The organism is Photobacterium sp. TLY01, assembly GCF_021432065.1.
GTDB classification, from domain to species: Bacteria; Pseudomonadota; Gammaproteobacteria; order Enterobacterales; family Vibrionaceae; genus Photobacterium; species Photobacterium halotolerans_A.
This window is the reverse complement of record NZ_CP090364.1, coordinates 843,152-869,326: the sequence shown is the minus strand read 5'-3', so window position 1 is coordinate 869,326 and position 26,175 is coordinate 843,152. Positions and strand designations below refer to the sequence as shown.

At 53.3% G+C, this 26,175-nt stretch carries 25 protein-coding genes and 2 pseudogenes; all 27 read right to left on the bottom strand.

The window, feature by feature from the left end:
* Positions 1 to 74: 74 nt before the first annotated feature.
* Positions 75 to 1,205 (bottom strand): flagellar biosynthesis protein FlhB, encoded by a 1,131-nt coding sequence (gene flhB / locus LN341_RS04370; protein ID WP_046219516.1) that lies wholly within the window; start codon positions 1,203 to 1,205, stop codon positions 75 to 77.
* Between the two features lie 21 nt (positions 1,206 to 1,226).
* Positions 1,227 to 2,006, bottom strand: coding sequence for a flagellar biosynthetic protein FliR (fliR, locus tag LN341_RS04365; protein WP_234204115.1), 780 nt, complete (start codon positions 2,004 to 2,006; stop codon positions 1,227 to 1,229).
* 11 nt (positions 2,007 to 2,017) lie between these two features.
* Entirely contained in the window at positions 2,018 to 2,287 is a 270-nt protein-coding gene (gene fliQ, locus LN341_RS04360) for a flagellar biosynthesis protein FliQ (RefSeq protein ID WP_027253946.1), read from the bottom strand.
* A gap of 22 nt (positions 2,288 to 2,309) precedes the next feature.
* Positions 2,310 to 3,161 carry a flagellar type III secretion system pore protein FliP gene (fliP, locus tag LN341_RS04355; RefSeq protein ID WP_046219518.1) on the bottom strand — a complete coding sequence of 284 codons (852 nt, stop codon included), beginning with the start codon at positions 3,159 to 3,161 and terminating at the stop codon, positions 2,310 to 2,312.
* Complete coding sequence (gene fliO, locus LN341_RS04350) at positions 3,161 to 3,553, bottom strand: flagellar biosynthetic protein FliO (protein ID WP_234204114.1); 393 nt, start codon at positions 3,551 to 3,553, stop codon at positions 3,161 to 3,163. Before fliO ends, fliP begins: the two co-directional genes overlap by 1 nt.
* A gap of 4 nt (positions 3,554 to 3,557) precedes the next feature.
* Positions 3,558 to 3,947 carry a flagellar motor switch protein FliN gene (gene fliN / locus LN341_RS04345; protein WP_046219520.1) on the bottom strand — a complete coding sequence of 130 codons (390 nt, stop codon included), beginning with the start codon at positions 3,945 to 3,947 and terminating at the stop codon, positions 3,558 to 3,560.
* Positions 3,948 to 3,959: 12 nt separating this feature from the next.
* Positions 3,960 to 5,006 carry a flagellar motor switch protein FliM gene (fliM, locus tag LN341_RS04340; RefSeq protein WP_046219521.1) on the bottom strand — a complete coding sequence of 349 codons (1,047 nt, stop codon included), beginning with the start codon at positions 5,004 to 5,006 and terminating at the stop codon, positions 3,960 to 3,962.
* Between the two features lie 7 nt (positions 5,007 to 5,013).
* Positions 5,014 to 5,502, bottom strand: a complete 489-nt coding sequence (gene fliL, locus LN341_RS04335) for a flagellar basal body-associated protein FliL (protein ID WP_234204113.1) — start codon at positions 5,500 to 5,502, stop codon at positions 5,014 to 5,016.
* Positions 5,503 to 5,573: 71 nt separating this feature from the next.
* The gene (locus tag LN341_RS04330) at positions 5,574 to 7,025 is read right to left on the bottom strand and encodes a flagellar hook-length control protein FliK (protein ID WP_234204112.1); all 1,452 of its coding nucleotides are present in this window, start codon (positions 7,023 to 7,025) and stop codon (positions 5,574 to 5,576) included.
* A gap of 98 nt (positions 7,026 to 7,123) precedes the next feature.
* A complete protein-coding gene (gene fliJ / locus LN341_RS04325) occupies positions 7,124 to 7,564 on the bottom strand; it encodes a flagellar export protein FliJ (RefSeq protein ID WP_046219523.1) in 441 nt (146 codons plus the stop codon).
* 36 nt (positions 7,565 to 7,600) lie between these two features.
* Positions 7,601 to 8,917, bottom strand: a complete 1,317-nt coding sequence (gene fliI, locus LN341_RS04320; protein ID WP_234204111.1) for a flagellar protein export ATPase FliI — start codon at positions 8,915 to 8,917, stop codon at positions 7,601 to 7,603.
* Positions 8,914 to 9,729, bottom strand: a complete 816-nt coding sequence (fliH, locus tag LN341_RS04315) for a flagellar assembly protein FliH (protein ID WP_234204110.1) — start codon at positions 9,727 to 9,729, stop codon at positions 8,914 to 8,916. The genes fliI and fliH overlap by 4 nt, the downstream gene beginning before the upstream one ends.
* 18 nt (positions 9,730 to 9,747) lie before the next feature.
* Complete coding sequence (fliG, locus tag LN341_RS04310; protein ID WP_046219526.1) at positions 9,748 to 10,791, bottom strand: flagellar motor switch protein FliG; 1,044 nt, start codon at positions 10,789 to 10,791, stop codon at positions 9,748 to 9,750.
* Positions 10,781 to 12,523 carry a flagellar basal-body MS-ring/collar protein FliF gene (fliF, locus tag LN341_RS04305; protein WP_046219527.1) on the bottom strand — a complete coding sequence of 581 codons (1,743 nt, stop codon included), beginning with the start codon at positions 12,521 to 12,523 and terminating at the stop codon, positions 10,781 to 10,783. Before fliF ends, fliG begins: the two co-directional genes overlap by 11 nt.
* Before the next feature lie 16 nt (positions 12,524 to 12,539).
* Positions 12,540 to 12,851: a flagellar hook-basal body complex protein FliE gene (gene fliE, locus LN341_RS04300; protein ID WP_046219528.1), complete on the bottom strand. Its 312-nt coding sequence runs from the start codon at positions 12,849 to 12,851 to the stop codon at positions 12,540 to 12,542.
* Between the two features lie 117 nt (positions 12,852 to 12,968).
* Positions 12,969 to 13,145, bottom strand: a pseudogene (locus LN341_RS21865) (helix-turn-helix domain-containing protein); the annotation flags it as partial.
* A 74-nt stretch (positions 13,146 to 13,219) separates the two neighbouring features.
* A pseudogene (locus LN341_RS04295) lies at positions 13,220 to 14,369 on the bottom strand (sigma-54-dependent transcriptional regulator); the annotation flags it as partial.
* Positions 14,366 to 15,424, bottom strand: coding sequence for a PAS domain-containing sensor histidine kinase (locus LN341_RS04290; protein WP_234204108.1), 1,059 nt, complete (start codon positions 15,422 to 15,424; stop codon positions 14,366 to 14,368). The pseudogene LN341_RS04295 and the gene LN341_RS04290, both read right to left, overlap by 4 nt.
* A 198-nt stretch (positions 15,425 to 15,622) precedes the next feature.
* The gene (locus tag LN341_RS04285; RefSeq protein WP_046219531.1) at positions 15,623 to 17,086 is read right to left on the bottom strand and encodes a sigma-54 dependent transcriptional regulator; all 1,464 of its coding nucleotides are present in this window, start codon (positions 17,084 to 17,086) and stop codon (positions 15,623 to 15,625) included.
* Between the two features lie 228 nt (positions 17,087 to 17,314).
* Positions 17,315 to 17,719: a flagellar export chaperone FliS gene (gene fliS, locus LN341_RS04280; protein WP_046219637.1), complete on the bottom strand. Its 405-nt coding sequence runs from the start codon at positions 17,717 to 17,719 to the stop codon at positions 17,315 to 17,317.
* A gap of 15 nt (positions 17,720 to 17,734) precedes the next feature.
* On the bottom strand, positions 17,735 to 18,034 hold the full coding sequence (locus tag LN341_RS04275) for a flagellar rod protein FlaI (RefSeq protein WP_234204107.1): 300 nt from the start codon (positions 18,032 to 18,034) through the stop codon (positions 17,735 to 17,737).
* A gap of 25 nt (positions 18,035 to 18,059) precedes the next feature.
* Positions 18,060 to 19,433, bottom strand: coding sequence for a flagellar filament capping protein FliD (gene fliD / locus LN341_RS04270; RefSeq protein WP_046219532.1), 1,374 nt, complete (start codon positions 19,431 to 19,433; stop codon positions 18,060 to 18,062).
* A 22-nt stretch (positions 19,434 to 19,455) separates the two neighbouring features.
* Positions 19,456 to 19,902, bottom strand: a complete 447-nt coding sequence (locus LN341_RS04265) for a flagellar protein FlaG (protein WP_046219533.1) — start codon at positions 19,900 to 19,902, stop codon at positions 19,456 to 19,458.
* A 63-nt stretch (positions 19,903 to 19,965) separates the two neighbouring features.
* A complete protein-coding gene (locus LN341_RS04260) occupies positions 19,966 to 21,117 on the bottom strand; it encodes a flagellin (protein WP_046219534.1) in 1,152 nt (383 codons plus the stop codon).
* Between the two features lie 343 nt (positions 21,118 to 21,460).
* Positions 21,461 to 22,609, bottom strand: a complete 1,149-nt coding sequence (locus LN341_RS04255; RefSeq protein ID WP_046219535.1) for a flagellin — start codon at positions 22,607 to 22,609, stop codon at positions 21,461 to 21,463.
* A gap of 341 nt (positions 22,610 to 22,950) precedes the next feature.
* A complete protein-coding gene (gene flgL / locus LN341_RS04250; protein WP_046219536.1) occupies positions 22,951 to 24,141 on the bottom strand; it encodes a flagellar hook-associated protein FlgL in 1,191 nt (396 codons plus the stop codon).
* 14 nt (positions 24,142 to 24,155) lie between these two features.
* Positions 24,156 to 26,039 (bottom strand): flagellar hook-associated protein FlgK, encoded by a 1,884-nt coding sequence (gene flgK / locus LN341_RS04245; protein WP_234204106.1) that lies wholly within the window; start codon positions 26,037 to 26,039, stop codon positions 24,156 to 24,158.
* Positions 26,040 to 26,175 lie beyond the last annotated feature (136 nt).

The following is a 26,175-nucleotide window of genomic DNA, read 5'->3' as shown; positions in this document are numbered from 1 at the left end:
GCATAAAGCAAAATTTATACCGCTTTGATAAGTCAATTTTTTGACCTGCAGCCAAAACATTCTGCCGCAAAGGATCAGTGGCGTAATTCAGGAGGAATATCCACAGCACCAGCAGATAACTTGGGCCGCTTACCCTGACCGCGCCGGTATTGTTTCAGCTGGAACACGTACGCCAGTACCTGCGCGACTGCAGCAAACAGACCATCCGGTATTTGCTGTTCCAGTTCGGTACTGTGGTAGAGGGAACGTGCCAGCGGCGGCGCAGGCACGATGTCAATCTTGTATTGGTTGGCCACTTCCCGGATTTTCATCGCCATGTGATCGGTTCCTTTGGCGATGACCACAGGCGCCCGATCCAGTTTCGGGTCATAACGCAAGGCCACAGAGAAGTGCTCCGGGTTGGTGATGACTACATCGGCCTTAGGCACTTCCGCCATCATGCGCCGCTGCGCCATTTCACGCTGCAGCATACGGATACGACCTTTGACCTCAGGTTTCCCTTCGACATCTTTATATTCGTCTTTGACTTCCTGCTTGGTCATCTTCAGCTGCTCGTTATGCTGCCAGATCTGGTACGGCACATCGATCGCCACCACCACCAGCAGCGAGCAACAGATCAGCAAGACAAAGCGCAGTAAAATCTCCAGCGCATGAAAGATGTTGCTCGGATAGGTCTCAATGCTGAGCTGAAAGAAACCTTCCAGGCTGCTGTACATCAGGTAATACGCAACGCCGGCCACCAAAGTGACTTTGAGGATGGATTTCACCAGCTCAACGGCACTTTGCTTGCCTATCATACGTTTAAGGCCGCTGGCCGGGTTCATCCGGGAAAGTTTAGGTCTGGCCGCTTCAGCGGAAACACTGATTCCGCCCAGGGCGGAAGCGCCGATCAGTGCCGCCACAAAAAGAAAGATCAGCACCAGCAGCAAAGGCCACAGCATATGCGCGATGGCGTCCCCGGTCACCGAAAGCAGTTTGGTAAAATCAAACACTTCCTCCCGGCTGAGCGTAAAGAACTTGCGCATCACTTCACTCAAAGCAACGGCCAGCATTTCGCCAAACCACATCAGGCCAACCGCTCCGGCGACCAGTACCGCGACCGACGCCAGTTCTTTTGAGCGCGCGACCTGACCTTTCTCCCGCGCTTGCTGCAACCGTCGGGGGGTTGCGTCTTCAGTACGTTCTTGTCCGTCTGACTCAGCCATCAGACTCCCTCCTACCTGTCATCAGCAATCCAGCCTGATCAGGCTGCAGATTTGCTCGGTACCCAGTTGCCAGTGCTCTTCATACTGCGCCTGAATGCCAATGAGCAGATACCAGCTGACAAACAACCCCAGCAAGAGCGCAAATGAGAAGCCGAGAGAGAAAATATTCAGCTGAGGTGCCGCACGGGTCATCACCCCGAATGAGAGGTTCACCGTCAACAGCGCAATAATGCCTGCCAGCGACATGTTTAATCCCGCTTTGAACATCCAGCCGAACCAGCCCGCCAGTTGCTGATAATCCACCGCCTGCAACATCGACTGGCCGACCGGCAAAGTGGTAAAGCTCAGCACCACCAGCCTGAGCATTGCCAGATGCCCGTCCGTTGCCAGAAAGAGCATCACGGCCAGCATCATATACAGTTGCCCCAGTACTGGAGTGTTCTGTCCGTTGGCCGGGTCGACCATGGAGGCAAAGCCCAGACTGGACTGCATCCCCAGTATCTGTCCCAATAAAACAAAAGTCTGAGTGACAAACTGGGTCACCAGCCCCATCGCAACCCCGATGATCACTTGCTGGCCTGTGGTAAGAAAGCCCTGAAAGGATAACAAAGGTATGTCAGGCACCTGGGGCAGCATGGGCATCACAGCAAAAGTGACCGTCAGCGACAGATACAGCCGGATGCGCATCGACACAAACCGGGCGCCGAAAAAGGTCATGCTCATCATCATGGCGCCGATGCGGGTCAGTGGCCAAAAATAGTTGGCCAGCCAATCTAAGATGACCTCCGCCGGATACGTCATGACCAGTCTGCTCAGTAAAGGATTTGAGGAATGTGCTCAATGATGCGATGAAAATAATCCATCAGCATTCGGGTCATCATATGACCAAACACCATGAGCGCCACCAGGGTGATCACCAGACGCGGCAGGAAGCTTAACGTCTGCTCATTAATAGAAGTGGCGGCCTGAAAAACCGCAACCACCAAACCAATCAGCAAGCCAGGGATGACAATCACACAGACCATCACCAGGACCATATACAGGGCTTCCTGAAAAATTTCGACGAAGGCTTCTGGCGTCATTGTCTGTGTTTCTCCGTTGTCATCAGGTGCCGAAACTGCCAGCCAGTGTTGACAGGATCAGGTTCCAGCCATCCACCAGTACAAACAGCATGAGCTTGAACGGCAGTGAGACGATCATCGGCGACAGCATCATCATACCCATGGCCATCAGTATGGAAGCCACGACCAGATCGATGACCAGAAATGGCAGAAACAGCATAAAGCCAATCTGGAACGCCGTTTTGAGCTCCGAGGTAATAAAGGCAGGGATCAGGACCGTCATCGGCACTTGCTGAGGGTCCGTTGCCTGCGATCCTGACATATCAACAAACGTTTCCAGATCTTTGACCCGCGTTTGTTTGAGCATGAACTGGCGCAGCGGATCCTGGGCGACCGTCAGCGCTTCACGGGCAGAGAGTTCTTCATTGATGTAAGGCTGAACGGCTTTGGTATTGATCTCATCCAAGACCGGAGACATGACAAAGAAAGTCATGAACAAGGCAATCCCGATAATCACCTGATTTGACGGGGTCTGCTGCAGACCGAGCGCCTGACGTAAAATCGACATCACCACCACGATACGGGTAAATGAGGTCATCAGGATCACAATAGCGGGCAAAAAGCCCAGCGCTGTCATCAGCGCCAGGATTTGCAGCGTGACTGAATAATCTTCGGTGCCATCCGGGTTCACCGACACAGAAAATGCCGGAATACCGCCACCGCCTTTGGTGGTCAGCAGGGTTGCCGCCCCTTTGTCACTCTGCATCTCGCTGACAGTGACATTGCTGCCCGCCACATTGCCCAGACCGCCCTCTTCGCTCTGCGCACTGGCGATGCCGGACAGCAGCAAACACAGTGCACCGACGACCCAGATTAAGAAGTGAGATCTATACATCATTGTCTTTTCAACAATTTACCGAGTTGCTGTGCAAACTCACCGTTGCCTGCACCGGCACTGACCGGCAAGGGGGTTTCCAGCTTGGTCAGCATTGAAATATTTTGCGGCGTCACACCAATGAGCAACTGCTCGTCACCCACCTGCACCAGCACGATTCGCTCGCGCTGGCCCACCACCACCTGGCGGACAATCTGCAGCCCGTTCTCTCCGCCACTCACTCCCGGCAGTTTCATGCGGCGCAGCAGCCAGGCCAGAATAACGATCAGAACCAGGACCAGCAGCAACGACCCTATCGTGGCGCCCATATCCAGCTCCGGTGCCCCGGCCGCCCAGACCGGCTGGCTGCTCAGGGCCAGACCGGCGAGCAATGTGCTTTTCAATGCTTTCATTCTGTTACCGCAGCTTCTTGATACGTTCAGTCTGACTAATCACGTCAGTCAGACGAATACCGAATTTATCGTTGACCACCACCACTTCACCGTGGGCGATCAAGGTGCCATTAACCAGAACATCCAGCGACTCACCGGCGACACGGTCCAGTTCAACGACCGACCCCTGATTCAGTTGCAGTAAGTTACGGATACTGATTTTGGTACGCCCGACTTCCATCGAAATCGTGACCGGAATATCCATGATGGAATCCAGACGACGACGTTCCTCATCCGAAATCGGGGTACTTTCGTCTGTGAGCTCTTCCAGCGGTGCCGCTTCAATATGGTCGTCGGCCTGTTCAGCCAGGGCTGCCGCCCAGTCGTCAGCAATTTGTTGATCTTTATCTGACATAAGTCACCTGTATTAATCGTCAATCGGGTCAGTGGCGGAGAAAGTCGGACTCAGTTCGTCGCCATCTAAGAAGGCAAGGTCCGTTTTCACCGTATCTGGCCGCTTCAGTTTCTTGGAAATCTTTATCGCCACGTGATCCCCTGACTTACCCATTTTTCCGCGGTAAGTCGGCAGATCCTCGACATAAAGCGTGGCCGTCTCCGGCAATTCAATCGGTATCACGTCGCCGGCATGCAGCTCCATCAGATCCCGCAGGGTCAGGTCAATGTCGAGTAATTTGGCACGCAGATTCACTTCAACATCCATCACCTCATCCCGCAGTGCCTTGCTCCAGCGGACATCGGTATCCATCTTGTCACTCTGGACACCGGCATCAAGCAATTCGCGGATCGGCTCCACCATGGAATATGGCATCACCACATGGAAATCACCGCCGCCGCCATCCACTTCAATGTGGAAAGAGCTCACGACAATCACTTCTGTCGGGCTGACGATATTGGCCATGGTCGGGTTCACTTCGGAATCCAGGTATTCGAACTCCACTCCCATCACAGGCGACCAGGCTTCCCGGTAGTCTTCAAACACCAGTTTCAACAGCATCTGAACAATGCGGCGCTCTGTCGGGGTGAATTCACGCCCTTCAATCTTGGCGTGGAAACGGCCATCGCCACCAAAGAAATTTTCAACCAGAATAAAGACCAGCCGGGCTTCCATGGTAATCAAGGCCGTGCCTTTCAAAGGGCGAAAACGCACCATGTTCAGACTGGTCGGGACATAGAGGGTGTTCTGATACTCACCGAACTTGAGCATCTGTACACCATTGATCGACACTTCTGCCGTCTTGCGCAGCATGTTAAACAAACTGATCCGCATATGGCGGGCAAAACGCTCGTTGATCAGCTCAAGCGTCGGCATCCGGCCACGGACAATGCGGTCTTGTGATGAGAAGTCAAACGAGATAACCCCGGTGCCTTCCTCTTGCCGGGGGTGATCATCCTCTACATCATCGACGCCATGCAGCAGCGCATCAATTTCGTCTTGGGTTAATAAATCAGTCACTGGGAACCTATTGCATTACAAAGCCAGTAAACAGAACCTGTTCGACCACAGGGCTGCCAGACACTTTCACCAGCGCAGACTGCACCGATTGCAGGGACTGCTGACGGAGTTCAAGCCGCCCGCTGGGTGAACGAAGCTGCTCTACACTGGCAGCACCGAACGATTGAAGCAGGGTGCTTTCGACCAAAGGAATGTGTTGACGGGCCAGCGTATCATTCTCATCACCGCGTACCATCAGTTGTACTTTGACCTGGACCAGCCGCTGCTGGGTATCCCCGGTCACGTTAAAAATAAAGGGATGTGGCAAGATCACGTAATAAGCCGGTTCCGGCTTCCCTGAAGCAGAGGTTGCCGACAGGCTGTCGTGACCCGCTTCAGGCTGATCGCCAGACAGGAAAAACCAGGCTGCAGCGCCCCCCAAAAGCACGGGGACCAATGCAATTAAAATCAATATAATGCGTTTTTTGCTATTTGTTGTTGCTGCTGAGTCAGCCATATTTCCCATTCCCTTCACGGGTCAATCATCGTCATTTGGTTGTCGCAACATACCCGCTGCGCCGCCGGGGGTTATGCATAATAATCAATGCCGTCGCTTTGCTCACTGACAGTCACGGCAATCGCATGAGCATCGTCATCATCCTGCTGCGACTGGCCGTTCTGGCCGCCTCTGGCCATGCCTTCTTCACCCGGTTGTGAGCCGGAATGCTGGCCGGCAAACTGCGGATTGCTGTCCTGTTGCACACTGCCCTGAGTTAACTGAATGCCTTGTTGCTGCAGCAGTTCCCGTAATCGCGGCATCGCCTGTTCAATCAAATCCCGGGTCTGCGCGTTGCCGACCTGAAACTGGACTGAGGCCTGGTCGTTATTGATGGCCAGTTTGATCTGCATCCGGCCCAGTTCGGGCGGATCCAGACGAATATCGACATGCTTGAGGTTTTTACTCATCAGCATCTGCACCCGCTCCGCCAGTTGCTCACCCGCCATCTCTTTTTGTAATGGCAGTGCGGTGGGCTGCGTCTGTGCTTCAGCCCGCTGCATCGCAGCCAGTGAAGTAGACTGGCCGGTAATCGCATTGGTGCCGGATGCCGTCCCGGTCGCCAGAGCGTCTTTTTGCACCGACTCCATCTGCAGCCCGGCATCAGACAAAGCGGCCTGAAGTGAAGCGGAGACACCAGGTTGACCCGCTCCCGCCTGATTCGCATGAGTCGTGTCAGCCGTGCCTGCTTCCCCGCCTTTGGCGGAGGCTGACAACCGGGCAATGGCATCACTGAGCCAGTCTGGTTGCGCATCTCCTTCGCTGCCCGTCGCAGCGTCGCCCTGAATGGCCGACTGAACTGAACCTGCCACGCGTGTCAGATCAGGCTTCTCACCCTGACCTTTCCCATCAGACGCCGTCCCTTTGCTGACTGCGGCCAGCATCTCGGAAAGCTTACCCGATTGCCCGCCAGCCGCACTCAGCTCATCTCCGGCCTCAGACATGTCAGCATTTTGCGCCTGAGCTCCAGATTGCAGAGGGACGCCTGCCGATAATAAGGCGACATCTGCCCCTTGCACGTCACTGCTTTCAGACTCAGGTGGCAATTCTTTGCCATCTGTTGCCACCTGCAGTTGCTGGCTGGAGGCATTGAGCCGGTCTAACAGAGCCTCAGCCTCAGCGCGGATACTTTCTTCCGCACTCTCAGACTCAGGCGTTTCATGTGCCACTGTCTGGTTGCTATCAGCCGCGGTTTCCGATGGTTTCTCCGCTGCGGCTTGCTCTGCACTTTCTTGCCGCTGAGCGTCTTTCGCCTGATGTGCCTGCGCTGTTTTGTCGCTGGATTTCGCCGGCTGCACAGCAGACGATTCAATTTTTTGACGCTGACTCCGCGTCTTGTTTTCGCTGTGAACGGCAGATTCAAGTCGTGATGAAAAACCCGATAATCCTGTATCTTCACGGCTGTCAGAACGAGCAGGCTTACCCGGCCGGACGGAAGGTCCGGGCGTACTAAAATCGACAGAAATGCTGCTGGACGGTTTCATAACTACCTACACTGACAATTATTTGACGACCAAAGTCGTGGATATACCCAAGACCATGCAAGAAGTGAACCAGCTATTAAGACAGCGGCAATCAGCCGTTAACACCGGCGGCGGGCAGATTGCAGCGTGGCAAACTCATCCATTAATTTTTGCTCCTGACGAGCCAGACGCTGCTCCCGCTCTGTGTGTTTTTTTTCCAGCAGCCATTCAACGGACTTTCGCTCAGTCCGGGCCTGTTGCCACAACTCAGCGCATTGCTCTGCCTGGCGTTCAAATTCTCGGCCGGCCGCTCCCTGCTGAACCAGAGTTTCGTCTAGCTGGCCCAGAAACTTATGCAGATGGCTGAACTGACTGGCCGTCAGGCCATTCAGACCCCGCTCGGTCAATTGCTGGCAGTAATCGTAGCGGTACTTTTCAATTTGTTCGCGCTGCTGGTAAAAGCTGTCCAGCTCCCGCTTGGCCTGCTGGAGTGCCAGAAATGCTTGATGTTCTTTGTCTTTGACCTGTTCAAGTATCAGGGTCAGAGCCTGATCAGACATCAGTGCCTCCGGCCAGATGGCTTATTGGTTTCATACTCAGGCTCCCAGTGTAGATCGCAGCATATTGACGCACATGTCATAGGGAACTGACTCTTTCATACTTTGTTGCAAGTACTGATCCAATCTGGGCTTTAGGGTAAATGCCTGATCAATCGCCGGATCAGACCCCGGCTTATAGGCACCGATAGACACTAGATCCTGATTTTTACGGCAAACAGACAAGATTTGCCGGACGGCTTTCGACATCAGCATCTGCTCTTCATCAACAATAGCCGGCATGACGCGGCTGACAGAGCGCTCAACATCAATCGCCGGATAATGACCGGCGTCGGCCATCTCACGTGACAGCACGATATGACCGTCAAGAATCGCTCGTGATGCATCGGCAATCGGGTCCTGTAAATCATCACCTTCGGTCAGCACCGTAAAGAAAGCCGTGATTGACCCCTGATGATCACCACCATTGCCAGCGCGTTCAACCAGAGCCGGGAGTTTGGCAAAGACAGAGGGTGGATACCCTTTGGTGGCCGGTGGTTCGCCAATCGACAGGGCAATTTCACGCTGCGCCTGAGCAAAGCGGGTGAGCGAGTCCATCAGCAGGAGCACATCTAAACCTTGGTCGCGGAAATATTCCGCTACGGTCAGGGCGGTCTGGCACCCTTTCAGGCGCATCAGCGGGGAGGCATCCGCCGGGGCGGCCACCACGACCGCACGCTGGCGGCCTTCTTCCCCTAAGATCTCATCAATAAATTCTCTGACTTCGCGGCCACGCTCACCAATCAGTCCGACCACCACCACTTGCGCCGTGGTGCCCCGGGTCATCATGCCCAGGGTGACAGACTTGCCCACCCCGGAACCGGCAAACAGGCCAATTCGCTGGCCTTTACCGACGGTCAGCAGGCCATTGATGGCTTTTAGCCCGACATCCAGCGGTTCACTGATCGGTTTTCTTGCAAGAGGATTAATCGGTTCCGCATTCAGTGCGGCACGGGCCGAGGTATAAATCGGTCCTTTACCATCGAGGGGGTTGCCCATGCCGTCAATCACCCGGCCCAGTAACTCAGGACCGACCGGCAGGCCGCCGTCGCTCATCACAGGTGTGACTTTCGCACCGGGCATCACCCCGGTCAGTTGTTCACTGGGCATCAGGTACAGGGTGTCACCACTAAAGCCGACAACTTCGGCTTCGATATTGCCCTGTACCGCTTCGACACGACACACACTGCCAACCGGCGCCCGGCAGCCAATGGCTTCCAGGGTTAAACCCACCACACGCACTAAACGTCCGGAGGCGACGGGGCGACAGGCCAGCCCCTGTAAACGGTAGCTACCCAGCCGTTGCGACAGGGTCATTCCACGGTATCCTGTGCTGAAACGTCAGCCGGACGCTGATTCATGCCCAGAAACTGGTTCAGCAGGTGGCGAATGCGATCTTCCATCCGATAATCCACCGCAGAATCACCGGCACTGAGCTGAACGTCACCACGCTCAAGACCGGGCTCTGCCTGCAACTGCCAGCGACGGTTATCGAGTTCCTGCTGACTGTATGCCGCGCTCACCAGCGCCAGATCCTCCGGATGCAGCTGCACTGTAACAGACTGAGCAGCCATAGGCAGGGTTGCAATCGCTTCTCGTAAGGTGGACAGAATCACCTGCGGATTGGTTTGTACTTCAACCCGGATGAGTTCACGGGTCAACACGCTGACCATGTCCACCAGCTGGCTTTCTACCTGTTGATCGACCTGCTGGAGCGGTTGGGCGAGTTTGTCAAAAACCTGTGTTAAATGAGCCACATGCTGCTCAATAATGCCCTGTCCGTCTGCCAGCCCTTCTTCCCGGCCAGCGGCCAGTCCTTCCTGATGACCCGCTGAGACACCTTCCTGATGACCGGCTTCGAAACCTTCGGCATGACCGGCAGCCCGGCCTTCGGCCAGTCCTTCTTCGTAGGCAGACTGGCGGATTTCGTCCAGATCCGCCGCCGTTAATGGCTGAGGCGCTTGCTCTTCATCCGGCATTTCTCTGGGGCGCCAGCCCGGATCATAATTTAACGCGTTTTCAACCGGACCCTGATCTTCATCCGTATAATCGGGATAAGCCCAGCGTTCCAGTTCTTCCGCCTGATGGCCACTCAGACGGACAAAGCCCCGACGGCGTTCAATCGTCATTGCGCTTCCCCGGCTGAATTAGAGGTATTCATCCTGGCCACCACCACCGTTCAGCATCAGCTCACCGGCTTCAGACAGACGACGGGCAATGGACAGAATTTCTTTCTGTGCCGCTTCCACATCAGAGACACGGATCGGCCCCATCGCTTCAAGGTCATCCATCAGCAGTTCAGATGCACGCTTGGACATATTGCGCATGATTTTCTCGCGCAGCATATCGTCGGCCCCTTTGAGCGCTTTTTGCAGCAGCTCCTGAGGCACTTCCCGCAGCAGGCTCTGAATCCCCCGATCGTCGACTTCAGCCAGGTTCTCGAACACAAACATCAGGTCTTCGATCTGTACGGCCATTTCTTCGTCGTTCTCACGGATCTGATCCATCAGCAGACCTTCGATGTTGTTGTCGAGGTAGTTCATGATATCGGCGGCAGCCTTCATGCCGCCAATTTTCGCGGCCTGGGCGCCCGCCTGACCGGCGAACTGTTTCTCCATGATATCGTTCAGTTCATGCAGAGCTGCCGGCTGAACTTCTTCCAGATTGGCAATTCGCATCATCAGATCCAGACGCACGCGCTCAGGGAACTGAGATAAAATCTCAGCCGATTGCTCGGGATCCAGATACGACAGGACAATGGTCTGGATCTGCGGGTGTTCATTGAGAATGATGCTGGCCACCTGACGCGGATCCATCCATTTGAGAGAATCCAGGCCGCGGGAGCCACTGCCCATCAGGATCTGATCCACCAGATTATTGGCTTTATCTTCACCCAGCGCAGCGATCAGGGTATTGCGGACGAAGTCGGCGCTACCCATGCCAATGCTGGTGTATTTCTGGATATCGGTCAGGAACTGACGGTGCACAGCCGTGACCTTGTCATTGCTCAGTTCCTTCATACTGGCCATGGCCCCGCCCACACGCTGGACCTGCTTGGGCTCCAAATGACGGATGATAGAAGCCGCATCCTGTTCATTCAGACTGAGCAACAGGATGGCCGCTTTATCCGTTCCACTTAAGCTATTAATGTCAAACGGTTTTTCATCTGTCGTCGCGACTTCATTTGCCATCTTCGTATACCCAGTTCTTCACAACCTGAGCCGCCAGATCCGGTTCGTTGGCCACCAGCGCACGCACAGCTTTCAGCAAGTCGTCATCTTTGTGCAGATTTGGCAGATCCAGGTTGTTATTGGTTAAATCAATACCGTCGACACCGTCCAGATCGGCCCCGATCAGTTCTGAGCCGTCCCCCGCCAGGATAGGCATGCCATTCTCATCCAACGGAGTGCCATCGGCAGCCTGATTCGGATAGAGCAGTTTGCGCATCGCAGGACGCACCAGCACCATCAGTACCACAATGATCACCAGCGCCGCCGCCAGCCAGCGTACCCAGGTATTGAAATTCGGGTGCTCCCAGATAGGCAAGTCAACAATACGTTCCTGCTCCTGGGTGGCGAAAGGTACAGAAATCACTTCCAGCATATCGCCGCGATCCTGCAGGAAGCCGACCCCGCCCATCAGCAGACGACGGATTTTCACCAGCTCTTCCTCTGTCACCGGGATGCGAGTCATTTCGCCGGTTTCCGGATTAAGCTGCGACTTGTAATTGACCGCCACCGAAACCGTCTGACGACTGATCGTGCCGGTTTGCGAACGCTTATGACGAATCGTGGTATCCAGCTCAAAGTTTCGCGTTGCCTCACGGTGCACCGAGCCGTTACCACTCTTGCCGGTTTGCAGATCAATCACGTCCTGAGGTATGGCAGAATCCTGTGGCGGCTGATTACTCAGGGCGCCCGGAATACCCGCCACAGCCTGACCATTGTTGTAATCTTCCAGCGTATATTCACTGCGGGTTGACGGCGTATTGGGATCAAAACGTTTTTGTGTTTCTTCCTGGGCACTGAAGTCCATCGAGACATCGACCTGAGAGGTGTAATTGCCCAGTCCCAGAACAGGAATTAAGATGGCATCTATCTTTTCACGCAAGGCTTGCTCTTGTTTGCGCTCCAGTTCGTATTCTTTCCGGCGTGCCGTCGCTGCCGGGTCTTCGGTACCAGAGCTGAGCAATCGACCATGCTGATCGGTCACTGTGACGCGGCTTGGTTTCAGACCAGGGACAGCGGTAGAGACCATATCAACAATCGAGTCCACTTCCTGCTGACCCAGTGTGCCGCCCGTACCCAGGGTCAAAAAGACACTGGCCGTCGCTTCCTGATTATGACGGACAAAGACACTTTGCTTTGGCATCGCCAGCAGTACCTGGGCTTTGCGCACCTGTCTGATCTGCTCGATGGCTCTTGCCAGCTGACGTTCACGGCTCAGTTTCAGCCGCTCTTGTTCAAGCCGTTGCGACACCCCAAATCCCATATCCTGCAGCAGGATATCATCCCCTTCCGCCGTCGGGTTGTTCAGACCTGCGCGGGTCAGCTCCAGCTTGAGCGCACCGTACTGATCGGCAGGCACTCTGATGGTGTTGCCTTCCAGTTGATACTCAATTTGCTTCTGGTCGAAATGATCCAGAATCGGGATCAGCTCTTCAGTGGAAAAATTACCCAGCGGGCGCATTTCCGGTTCTTTCAGCCAGGCGACAACCAGCACAATCAAGGCGACACAAATCGCCACTGACAGCACCAGAATGATCTGACGCAGCAAATCAAGATTGCCCAGCATGCTGTCAACACGCGTGCTGGCACTCTTCTCTTCAAGATCCGGATTTTGCATATCCAGGTCGTTGTTACCAGCGACAGGGACTGCAGCACTACCCGCTATGGCGAGTTCGTTGGAGGTTTGTTCCGACACTCACTTAATTCCTGAATTAAACCGGCATATTCATCAGTTCTTTATAAGCTTCAACCAGCTTATTTCTTACCTGAACGGTTGCTTCGAAAGCCACGCTGGATTTATTGCGCGCGATCATGACATCTGACAGCGAAATACTGCGATCGCCCTGATCAAAACGGCTGGTCATCTCACTGGATGTATTCTGTAATCCGTTTACCGTCTGTATTGCATCTTGCAGGGCTGCACCAAAATCAGCACTGACCTTCGCGCCAGTCGCCGGACGTGACGCATTGCTGGCTTCCATTTTCATTGCCTGCATTTCTGACATAAATCCGTTGACTTTCATCGACTATCTCCGTGGTACTTTTTTGACACAATCTATATGAATCGCATCGTAAAAGATAAAGTTGTGCAAGCTTAACGCCAAAAATATGAAATTAATCTGTTAATTCCGCATTTATGGTCAAACTGGGATCTCGATTCCGGCATCCCGCATCTTGGCTAATTTATACCTGAGCGTACGCGGACTGATGCCTAATCGCTCGGCCACTTCTTTTCGTTTGCCGTCACAGGCCTGGATGGCTTCCAGAATAATGGCAAACTCCTGTTCGCGAAGTTCGCTGCCCAGGCTGTCCGCCCCTGCCACGCCCGGTGGTATCACATGGACCTGTGTGTCGTTCACTTCCTGCGATGCCACCGGAGTGAGACTAATCGCGTGCTGCAGGCTGTGTGAATCCATCCAGTCCATGCCTTCCAGCAGAATATGCTCGCCACCGATGTCGGCATCACCGGCCAGAATCAGTGCCCGCTGGACCACATTATCCAGTTCCCTGACATTGCCCGGCCAGCCATACTGCAGCAGTTTGGCTTGCGCGGCGGCAGAAAAGACCGGCGATGGCATGCCCTGTTTCTTGCAATGCCGCTCGGCCAGGTGGCTGGCCAACGGCATGATATCGCCCGGACGTTCAGACAGCGACGGCCAGACCAGCGGAAAAACATTCAGGCGATAGTACAAATCCTCCCGGAAATTTCCTTCCGCCACGTATTGTTTCAGGTCCCGGTTACTGGTGGCCAGCACCCGCACATCCAGCTTGATACTTTTCCTGCTGCCCAGACGTTCGACTTCGCGCTCTTGCAAGACGCGCAGCAGTTTTGCCTGCAGGTTCAGATCCATCTCACTGATCTCATCGAGCAAGATGGTCCCGCCCTGTGCCTGCTCAAATTTGCCGGGGCAAGCCTGAACGGCGCCGGTAAAGGCACCTTTTTCATAACCAAACAAGGTTGCTTCGAGCATATTGTCAGGAATCGCGGCACAGTTGATCGCGATAAAAGGCCCTTCACGACGCAGTGAGTGCTCATGAATGTATCGCGACATGACTTCTTTGCCCGAACCACTCGGCCCGAGTACCATCACGCTGGCGTCAGTCTGTGCCACTCTTTCCGCCAGCGCCAGTAATTTCAGGCTTTTCTCGTCGGCGGCTACAGCCTGACTGCTGACCACCTGCACGGGGGCGTAGCGGCTCACCATGTTCAACAGCACTTCCGGTGCAAAAGGCTTAGCCATGTAATCAATCGCGCCGTCTTTCATTGCCAGCACAGCATCTTCAATATTGGCATAGGCCGTCATCAGCAAGACCGGTAATTTGGGCCAGTGTTGCTTGATATTGCGCAGCAGGCCCAGTCCGTCCATACCGGCCATCTGAACATCGGATACCACGATATCCACCGGCTCAGATTTCAACAGCAACAGGGCTTGTTCGGCACTGTCTGCTTCCAGCCACTGATAACCGGCCAGCGCCAGAGTATCCACTAACGCTTCACGCAGACCTTCGTCGTCCTCAACGATCAGTACTCGGCTTGTCATTGCCTGTCTCCTGTTGCTGTTAATTCATCGGCTTGCTCATGACTTTCTGCCTTGGGCAGGCTGAGCGTAAATGTGGCGCCTTCGCCCACAGTCGAAAACAATGAAAGGCTGCCATTGTGTGCTTTCGCCACCATCTGCACGACGGCAAGCCCCAGGCCTGTACCCTGCTGACGGGTGGTAAAAAAGGGTTCCAAGACTTTGTTCTGCATTTCAGGGGCTATGCCGGGGCCGTTATCAGTCACGCTAAGGTGGATCATATCGGCGTTGCCGTGGACCGATAAACAGACGGTGCAGGCTTTGCCTGACATCTGAATCGCATTGGTGATCAAATTACTGATCGCACTGGCCAGGGCGTTCGCATTCCCCAAAATACAAGGGCTTTCATCATCACACTCAATCGAGAAATCGACCTGATTCGCGACGATCTGCGCCTCGATCATGGCGTCCAGTTCGTTGAACAGAGTTTCGAGCGTAAAAGGTGCCACCACTTTGTTATCACCGCCCTTGGCAAACAGCAGCATGTCATTGACCTGCTTTTCCAGATCCCGCAGCCTGTCCATCAGTTTGGTCTGGAATCTGTCCCGGGTTTGCGCGGTCAGTTGTGGTGATGACAGATTCGCAGCATATAGCATGGCGCTGGACAGCGGCGTTCTGACCTGATGCGCCAGCGAGGCCACCATACGTCCCAGGGAAGATAAACGTTGCATCTCACTGAAGCGGGACTGCAGCAGGCGGGTTTCTGTCATGTCGGTGATCACGATCAGCTGTCCGCTGGCTGATGCGGAGATCGCCAGTTTAACTTTGCGACCGCTGCGCAGAGAAATTTCATGACCGTCGTCTTCCTGGGGTGCAAAGGCGCGTTGTATCACATCCAGCCAGCGCTCCCCGGCCAGCGGCTCTCCTAACAGGCGGACGGCTTCAGGGTTGGCTTCACACACCATGCCCATTCCATCGAGCAGGATCACACCGGTTGGCATGACCTCAATCACTTGCTTGTACCTGCTGACCTGTTGACTCAGGTTTCCCAGCGGGGAGACAGACTGCCCTTCTTCCACCTTGCACCTATTTTCGCATTGTCCTTTGTGATATGAATTAAGCACTTTTTATGCCAAAAATACTCAATAAAAAACAATAATTTACAACAAGATCATAAAAAAAGAGTGATGTCAGAATTTTGACATCACTCTTGTCGGTTCCTGGAACACCACAAAAAAATGATAAGTTCCCGGTGAGATGTTTACCGGCTGCAGCTCTTATTCACGCACAGGCTCTTTGGTTGAGATATTGTACTTCCGCATTTTTTCAACCAGTGTGGTGCGGCGCATACCCAGCATATCAGCCGCCCGCGCGACCACTCCCGCTTGCGCATCAAGCGCTTGTCGGATCATGTCAATTTCCAGCTCGGCCAGCATCTCTTTCAGGTTCAGGCCTTCCGGTGGTAAATCGCTGAAGCCGAAACTGTCTTCCTGATCACCGTAACTGTCGGAGAAAACATCGGCTAACAGAGCGCGCTCTTCTTCCTCAACGGACATGATTCGCTCTTCAGGACGGAAATCCGGCAGATCACAATATCTGTACTTCACCGGTAAATGATTGACATCCACCATTTCACCCGGATACAGAATCATCAGGCGCTCGACCAGATTGGCCAGTTCACGCACGTTGCCCGGCCAGTCATGCTCCATTAACGAGGTGATCGCTCGCGGGGTAAAATGCACCGACCGCGCGCCTTCAGCTTCCATCCGGGACAGCAATTCCTGCAACAGCAGAGGAATATCTTCCAGCCGCTCGCGCAATGGCGGTGTTTCAATCGGGAAGACATTCAAACGGTAATAGAGATCTTCCCGGAACAGGTTTTCTGCAATCATGGTATCCAGATTACGGTGCGTCGCAGCAATAATACGGACATTGGCTTTAATGCACTGATTGCCCCCCACCCGCTCAAAACAGCGCTCCTGAATCACACGCAGCAGTTTGACCTGCATCGGCATTGGCATATCGCCGATTTCATCCAGGAAAAGGGTGCCGCCTTCTGCCAGCTCAAACCGGCCTTTGCGTGAAGAGATGGCGCCGGTAAAGGCACCTTTTTCATGACCAAACAGCTCACTCTCCAGCAGATCAGGCGGAATTGCGCCGCAGTTGACCGGTACAAACGGGCCTTTACCGCGAGAAGAATGGTAATGAATATTACGGGCAACGACTTCCTTGCCTGTGCCGGATTCACCAAGGATCAGGACACTGGCATCTGTGCCTGCAACCTGTTCAATCAGGTAACGGACCTGACTGATACTCTCACTGCGGCCGACCATGCTGCGGAACAGGGTATTTTTCCGGGACAACTGTGGCACCTGAAAATGATGTTTCCCCTGAAATTCCTGGCAATGACGCAGCGCATCCATCAACTGACTGTAATGCAACGGATGGGCCAGGGTGCCGACAAAATTCGGCATCCCAGAGACTGCTTTTTCATGCTGAGGCATGGACAGTACAGGAATGTGATATCGCTGACGCAGTTGTTCCAGCACCTGATTCTGTTTTTTCACAGAATGGATATTGCCAATTAAACAGGCGCCCCAGGGTTGTTCCCAGAGTGCGCCTTCAGCCTCATCGGTGGATATCGCTTCATGCTGCTCACCGACAAAATTAAGGATCACGCTGAGATCGTGACGGTGCTGCGGGTCGTCATCAATGACGAGGGTCTTCGCTAAACCTTGCATAGAAGTGATATTTGCCTGTCTTTATGTATTCTTATGGCGTATTCAAACGGAACAGCAACCAAAATTAATTGCTGTCCATTGTAATAAAAGAACAGGACTTGGCAACCGGGCACAGTGAAAAGCTGTGAGCCCAGTGCCACGGAATGAGGCTAGATACACAATTTGCTGGCTAAATATTCGCCAACATCGTGCAAAGAACGGAAGCCGGAAACATGACTGATGAAGGAGTTAATACTCCATTTGTGTAATATTGTGATGCTCTGGAGGAATCTGATCCCAGGCGGACTTCAGCTCTCTTAACATCTCGATCACTTCATCCACATGCTCTACCTCGTTTTTCTGGTTGGCTGTGGTGATTTTTTCAATCATATACAGGTACAACGAGTCCAGATTGCTGGCGATCTCGCCACCATCATCAAACGACAAGCAGCCACGCAGGCTGATAATGATATCCAGAGCTTTACCCAGACGCTCACCTTTGGTGGCAATTGACCCTTGCTCCATGGCCGCTTTACCCTGAATCAAACGCTCTATGGCACCCGCCATCAGCATTTGAATCACACGGTGAGGTGATGCGGATGTTAACTGACTGTCTACTGAGACTCGTTTATAAGCCTGTAGATTTCCTCTCATGACCATGATGTTACCTTAACGAAATTGATTATATGCCTGCAGCGAACGTTGTCCGTGCTGTAATCGTTTCAGTTGATTTGCTGACTTTTCGCGTCTTTCACGCAATCTTGCCAGCAAATCCGATGTTCGGTTGATAGCTTCCTGCCAGCTGACCTGATCCAGCATTTCTGGCACAGCTTTCAGATCATTCAATACCGTCTGGCGATCCGCCAGTAACCGGTACAGTGTTTCCACGTCAATGTCCGTACCGTCATCAATCAGCTGGTTCAGTTGCTGATCGATGTCGGCCAGGGTTTGCATCATCTTCGTTGACATTGCCTTCCCTCATCGTTCTCCGCTGTCAGGTCTGCGGCATCATACTCATCATTGATCCCAGCTGGCTCTGCATCTGCCCCATGGCATGGTCCATCGCCGAAAACTGGTCGTGGGTACGCTGGTAGACACCTTCCATACGGCGGTCCAGCTCGCGCTGATCATCATTGAGCGATAACACTTGCTCGTTAATACTTTTTTCCCGGTTGGAGATACTGCCGGTCACGCCCGTATAGGCATGCAACATATCTTCAATCCGACGGGCAAACCCCTTCCGGCTGCCAAAAAATTCTCCGACGCCGGCAAAATTCTGGTTCAGTTGCCTGTCGAGTTTATCGTAGTCGATTTCCAGATGACCACTCAGCGTGGTGGTCACACCCAGTTCACTCAGGGTTTGCAGGCCCGGAGGCCCGTCTTCCAGTGGTGTACTGAATGCATTTCTCAGCTGCTGAACTGAGGAACGCAACATGCTGTCACCCACCAGCGGCCCTTTGCTCTGGGTATTGGGATCAAATTTTCCCAGCTCCAGCGCGGTGTCGTAAAACTGATTGTATGCATTCACAAACCGCTCAATCTGTGCCCCGGCCTGATCTTTGTCATAACCGATTTCAATCACAGCCTGCGGCTTCTCAGCATTCACTGACAGTTGCTTCAAATCCATATCCAGACCGGGAATCGCATCGGTCAGGGTATTGGTACTGCTTGTCACTTCTGCCAGACCGTCAATGAGCACTTTGGCATCAGAAGCGGCCTGCATCTCCAGCATTGGGCTGTCCGGATTAGCCGTGTCGAAGGCAAAAGACTGTAACGGACTGCCGGCTTGCGCCTCGACAACCACTTTCAGCGGATTACCAGCGCCTGTTTTATCAGAATTCAGCACCAATCGGGCACCGCTGGCGTCTTTAATGACAGTGGCGAGCACACCTTTGTTGTCCGGGTGACGGTTTATCTCACGCACCACATCCAGCAGTTTGGTTTGATCCTGGTCGAATGAAACGTCAAAAGACTGACCACCAACAGAGAGTGTCAATTTTCCGGCACCCATGGCTGATTGATCATCAACAGGCAAGGACGCGATTTTGTGCGACGTCGCCAGTTGCTTGACTTCGACAGAATATCGTCCGGGTTGCGCTTCATGGCTGGCACGGACAGACACTAAATCCTGATTGTCTGAAGAAGCCGTACGCTCAGCCAGGGTATGATTTTGCCTGATATCTGCCATCAGGGTTTTCATCCCATCCAGAGCGCCTTTCAGCCGTCCGTAAGCACTCAGCTCAACATTGGCCTGCTCTTTTCGCTGATTGATGCGCTCTTCTTTTGGCGCCCGCTCTGCGGCGACTATCTTGTCGACCATGGCATTGATATCCAGGCCGGATGCCGTACCCATTGCGCCAATATTCATCTACAACCTCAATCAGTTACGATTACACTTTGGTGGTCAGAAGCCCGGTGGTATAAGTCGCTATCTGCCGTGACAGCGCCAGCATGTCTTCATCGGGGATCTGCCGGACGACTTCACCGCTTGCTTTTTCATAAACGGTCACGACCTGACGTCCAGACTCTTCATCAATTCTGAATGCCAGCCCTTTATTCATTGAGCCGACAAAATCTTCAATACTTTCCACCAGTTTCTCTAATTGCTGGCGATGTAACTGTTGCTGTTCTTCCAGCCTGGCCGACTGCTCTACGCGCCTGACGTCCGTGTTTGCTGCCACACCTGAGCCATTGTGCCCTGGGGTTACGACCGCCAGAGAATCTTCGCGTGGATGACCAACAGAAGGGTTTGCAACATCTGTGCCAACAGGTGATTTCGCACCAGTTGAAGAAAAGCGGGATAGAAATGAAGGGTTTAGTACAGATTTTACGTCCATTTTCTGACACCTTCTGATCGAAAAAAGCGGCAAGGGCTTGCCCCTGCCGCTTCACTGAACGGATTAGCCCAGCAGGCTCAGTGCCGCCTGAGGCGCCTGCTTCGCTTGCGCCAGGATAGAAGTCGACGCTTGCTGCAGGATTTGGTTCTTAGTCAGGTTGGTGGTTTCTTTCGCAAAGTCAGTATCACGGATACGACTGTTAGAAGAGGCCACGTTTTCGTTGATGTTGTTCAGGTTGCTGATGGTGTGATCCATACGGTTTTGTTTCGCACCCAGCTCTGCACGGTGTGAATCAACAAACTGCATCGCACCATCCAGAATTGCCGCAGCTTGTTGCGCGCCACCCACAGTACTCACGTCCAGCTGAGATACTGTGATATCAGCAGCTGTGCCTGCGATTGATGCATCGACAGCGTTACCTGCGGTGTCAGTCATTGCGATGGTACCGGTCGTCACACCAACATCACCGTTAGATGAGAACAACTGCAGCTCACCGTTTTCAGAAACGGAGGCATTAATCTGGTCATTCTGACCGTTGATACGGGTCGCGATTTCTTCGATATCGTCGCCACCAACCAGGTCGATGCTGATTGCTGTCGCATTACCGTCAGCATCTGTGACGCTCAGCTCAATCGTGGTATCTGCATCCAGGGTAGAGTTTTTATCTGCCACCTGATTCGTTGACACCAGCAGGCTGCCGCCCATGTCAGTGCTGTCAGAACGCATATTTTTCAGTGTGATCTGTACCGCTTCACCGGAATCTGCGCCTACCTGGAAGGCACGGGTACCAAATGACCCATTCAGCAGCTTCTGACCACCAAAAGAAGTGGTTTCTGCGATACGGTTCAGTTCATCGTTCAGTGCTGTCACTTCTTCCTGAATCGCTTTACGGTCGTCATCTGAGTTAGAGCCGTTTGCTGATTGCAGAGACAGGTCACGCATACGCTGCAGAATGCTGGTGGTTTCTTGCATTGCACCTTCAGCAGTCTGAGCCATTGAGATACCGTCGTTGGCGTTACGGACTGCGACATCCAGGCCACGGCTCTGAGTCATCAGACGGTTAGAAATTTGCAGACCTGCTGCGTCATCTTTTGCACTGTTGATGCGTGAACCGGTAGACAGGCGCTCCATAGAAGCTGCTGTGTTATCGCTAGCTTTGTTCAGGTAACGCTGAGCGGTCATTGCAGAAACGTTCGTGTTTACTGTAACTGCCATAGTAATTCTCCTTACTTGTGCTTCTTTGTGGCTTGACCAGCTCAGCCGGCAAGTCCGAGTTATTCTTCGTACATCACCTTTAACGGCACGGGTGAAGAAAGCTTTAAGGTTTTTTTTGAAATTTTTTTACTGGGCAAAAAAGTGTGAATCTGAATCCAATAAACAACGAATCAGAATTCATTTGCTTGATTCAATGGCGACGCACTTTCTTGTTCTATAAGGGTTATCGGCGAGGTGAGAGAAAACTTTACAAGATTTTTTTGCTATTTTTTATTGGCGGGCACCAATAAAAAACGGCAAGGGATTGCCACCTTGCCGTTCGGGAAAATACCGCTTATTGCGATTATTGCAGTAAGTTCAGAGCCGACTGCGGGATCTGCTTGGCTTGCGCAAGAATCGAGGTACTGGCTTGCTGCAGAATCTGATTCTTGGTCATTTCTGTGGTTTCTTTCGCGAAGTCGGTATCGCGGATACGACTGTTCGAGGCAGACACATTCTCAGAAGTATTGGCCAGGTTGTTGATTGTGTGTGTCAGACGGTTTTGCTTGGCACCCAGATCGGCTCGCATACTGTCGATATATTTCAGCGCAGAGTCAATCAAAGGTACCGCACGCTGCGCACCACCGGCGGTTGAGACATCGATCTGCGAAACCGTAATGTCGGTTGCCGTACCGGCAATATCACCCGCAACTGTGGTACCGTCGCTGTTGATCATGCTGATCGCGCCGTTGGTAACACCCACTGTACCGTCGCTGGAAACCAGCTGAAGTTCGCCTTTCTCTGTGACAGACGCATTGATCAGGCCATTCTGGCCGTTAATGCGGGTGGCAATTTCTTCCACATCATCACCGCCGATCAGGCCGATTGTCACAGGAGTGACCGTGCCGTCTGCGGCCGTAACACTGAGTTCAATACTGGTATCTGCAGCCAGCGTTGCATCCGGCTGAATCGTGTTGGTGGAAACCAGCAGGCTGCCGCCCATTTTCGCTTCGTCGGCACGGACACTGTCCAGACCGACCACAATCGCTTCACCGGCATCGGCACCGACCTGGAAGGCCGCTTCACCAAAGGTACCGTTGAGCAGTTTACGGCCACCGAACGACGTGGTTTCCGCGATACGGTTCAGTTCGTCCTGCAGCGCGGTAATTTCTTCCTGAATCGCGACACGGTCGTCATCTGAGTTGGCACCGTTCGCCGATTGCAGCGACAGATCACGCATCCGTTGCAAAATGCTGGTAGATTCCTGCATCGCCCCTTCTGCGGTCTGCGCAATTGAAATCCCGTCATTGGCATTTCGCATCGCCACGTTCAGACCCCGGGTCTGCGCAATCAGACGGTTGGAAATCTGCAAACCGGCCGCATCGTCTTTGGCGCTGTTAATACGACTCCCCGTAGACAGACGCTCCATGGATTGGCTCAGGCCCTCAGATGCTTTGTTGAGGTAGCGCTGCGCAGTCATGGCAGACACGTTGGTGTTCACTGTTACACCCATTTTGCTCTCCTTTGACTTTTCGCTGTTAGCGAAACAGCTACCCGCAACGTCAACCCATCAGAGAGTGAAGCGGGACCAGCGTTAGTAAAAATGTCGTTAATAAAAATCACAATATTAATTTAGCAATTACTGTGCCAAAAATTATAGTCATTTACTTTCAATGGTTTACATTATTTTTCATGACCGCTTGGAGCAAAGCGGCAAAGCCATGCCAGCGTATTGAGCCGCTCTGCCGCCAAGCCTTGCCGCCCGGCAAGTGGCCAGCGGCAAAGTAAAAACTAAGCCCCCTTACCTGAGATGCCGGTAAAGGGGCTCATCACATGGCCTGCCAGGACCAGAACTTAGATATAGTTAAACAGGCTCAGGTTTTTGGTTTTCGCAAACGCCTGCTGGGAAGCCTGCAGCGCCAGCATATTTTCATTGAGCTCCACCACGGCTTTGCCGTAGTCCAGATCTTCGAGCGTCCCGCGCGCTTTATTGATCACCAGCTTAAAGTCTTCATGCATGTCGGCCTGACGATCCAGGGTCTGCAGCCGGGTACCGACTTCTGATCGCGCCCGGTTAATATGTTTGAAGGCCTGTGACAACTCTTCCGCCACCTGATGCAATTCAGCGGTTGCCGATGCATCTGAAGGGGCACGGGCAGAGACTTCGATTCCGCGTTTGAAAGAATCAAACACACTGAAAGTCTCCTGACGGTTCAGGATGATCTGATCGCCATCGGTCACTTCCCCTTCCAGCTGTACCGACAAGGTTCCCCACTCGATGCCGCGTTTCGGATCAAAAGGCTGACTGTCAACCAGCAAGCCATCCTGATAAAGATCATAGACAGCACCTGAACCCGTTTGCGTGAAATCAATGGTATAACTGGCATTGTCCGAATGGTTGTTATTCCGGGCATGGGACAGCAGCAGCAGCGAACCGGACTGCAGATCGTAATCCGGCTGGTAGTCCCCGTACGGGTTCTCAATGTTCATAAACAGCTTGTCGCCGGGATCATTGACCGGCACTTCGACGTTCGGCGACACTTTAGACATCCGCTGATAGCTGTCGCCGACGTAACTGACATTGCCGTTACCGTCACGGAAAAACGGCTGCTTGTCATACTGATTGCCCGCAAAAACAAAGTTACCGGATTCATCCTGGGTATTCACCAGATGGATCATAGAATCGAACAGGCCGCGTAAATCCTGCATGTGGGCGATTCGGTCATCATCAGACAGCGAGCCGTTGACCATAGACATGGTTTTGCGCTTGGCATCATCGAGCAGGGTTTCGGCATCGGAAATCGCGGTTTCTTCACTGTTCAGGCGATTACGTGCCAGGGTAATCGAGCGCAGCGACTGATCAATTTCGGTATTTTGCTGCGAAAAATTCTGCACATAAATTGAGGCAACCGGATCGTCTCCGGCGGTCAGCAGCTGCTTGCCGGACGCCAGTTGTTCCTGGTTCTGCGACACTTTCACTTGCTGGCGATTCATATCATTCGCCACGGACTGATAGTTATGAAAGCTGGCAATTCGGCTAATCATACGGCGTTAACTCCTTATCGCGCGGCATTAAGCAAAGTATTAAAGGTTTCATTCGCCACCGTCATGATGCGGGACGATGCCATGTAGGCTTGCTGGAACTTCATCATGTTTGCCGCTTCTTCATCCATGTTGACGCCGGAAATTTCAGCCACACGGCTCTCGGCCGCTTCTTTTTCCTGACGCCCCACTTCTTTCAGACGGGCGGCCGATGCGCGCTGAACACCCATTTCGGTATTCAGCCCTTCATAGACATCGATCACACTGGAGCGCCCCTGATTCATGATCTTCGTGTCCTGAAGTTCCTGCATTTTGATCAGGTTGCCGTTATCGCCGCTGGCTGCATTCAGATTGACGGCAAAAACGTCGCCGCCCGCCGCACCATTACTCAGGGTGAACCCGGTGCCGCCCACCACTACCTGGCCACTTGGCGGATAAGGCTGCGGCGCCTGCAAAACATTGCCCTGCATATCCAGCACTGCAAACTGCGACGAATCGGGCGAGACTGCCACCTGAAACTCCCGTAGCGGGCCCGCCGATGTAATGGCAAATTCAGCCTTGCCCTGCGCCTGCGTTGCCGAGCTGAGATAACTCTGCGCCGCAATTTTTGCCGGATCGGTCATTTCGGCCTGCACGTCTCTGGCTGCATTGCGGGTAGGCCGCAGCAGAATTTTTTCGCCGCTGGCAATCGGAGCGGCAATTTCTATCCGCACGCCATCAACCTCGAAAGTCGGCGGCAGACCACTCGGAATGACAGATTGCGACGAACCATCCGGCATTTTCAGCGTATGCTGACTGCCGTTGAACCCCAGCTCGTACTCACCAGCCTGCAACTTGCTGAGATCATTGATGTACACTTTCACCTCTGCGCTGGATCCCTGAGGGATCAATGCACGGGAGGCGGCAATCTCAGGGGCATTGACATCGGTAAACATCGCCTCCCCCACCTGACCGTTCAGATCCAGGCCCTGTGCCTGCAGCTGATTTACCGACTCGGTGAAACCTATGGTCATTTTGCCCAGCTCATCCATCACCTGTGGCAAGGTTTTGTCACGGTATTCAAACAGTGACGCCAGTTTGCCGCCAACATCATCCGAGCTGATGGCTTTCAGAGATTTTCCTGCCACCACTGCCAGCCGGGTCTGCTGCGGATCGGGATCGCCATTGATCATTTGCAGTTCGCTGGAATGGGTGCCGGACACCAGGGTATGACCACTGCCGATCAGCACGTTGAAGGTTTCCGCGTTCTTACGCGTGACCGTGACTTTGGTATAGGTCGACAGCTCATTGATCAACTGCTGATGTCTGTCCATCAGATCGTTATCCGCGCCGCCGGCCGGGGTTTTCAGCAAGGCTTCATGAATTTCCACCAGCTCGCGGCCAATGTCATTCACCCGGTTCAGGGTTTTTGCCAGTACGTCATTGGTGACGTCTTTCTGTTCGGCCAGTACCCTGTGCGTGTCATTCAAACCGGCCGCAACCATTTTGGCTTTTTCCAGCACCACTTTGCGGGTACCCAGATCATTGGGGCTGTCAGCCATGGCTTTGACGGCGTCGTACCACTGGTTCATATCCTGCGGCACCTGACTGGCACTGTTTGCCAGCAGCTTATCAAGCCGCTCCAGCTGGCCGTCGCGTTCAGTGGCATAACTGTGGTTGGTCGTGGTGAGGTTCAGCTCGTTGGTGGCAAACTGATCATAACCGCGGCGAACTTCTGCCGCATGGACGCCAGTCCCGTAATTATTGCCGCCCCACCACAGGGGATCATTGGTCTGCTGCACCACAGACTGGCGGCTGTAACCATCCGTATTGACGTTGTTGATGTTATGGCTGGTGGTATTCAGCTGCCGTTGCGCTGTTAACACACCTTGAGAGCCCAAACTGAGCAAATCGAACGCCATTGCGCCTCCAGTAAACCTCAGGGAGTTCCTTCACTGAAGATTAATAAGCAAAAATCGTTCCAATGTTTAAGTTGTTTATTTTCAGTTATTTATGTTAACTGTAATCAGAGATGGCAATTCGTTGCCGGGGAAGGGA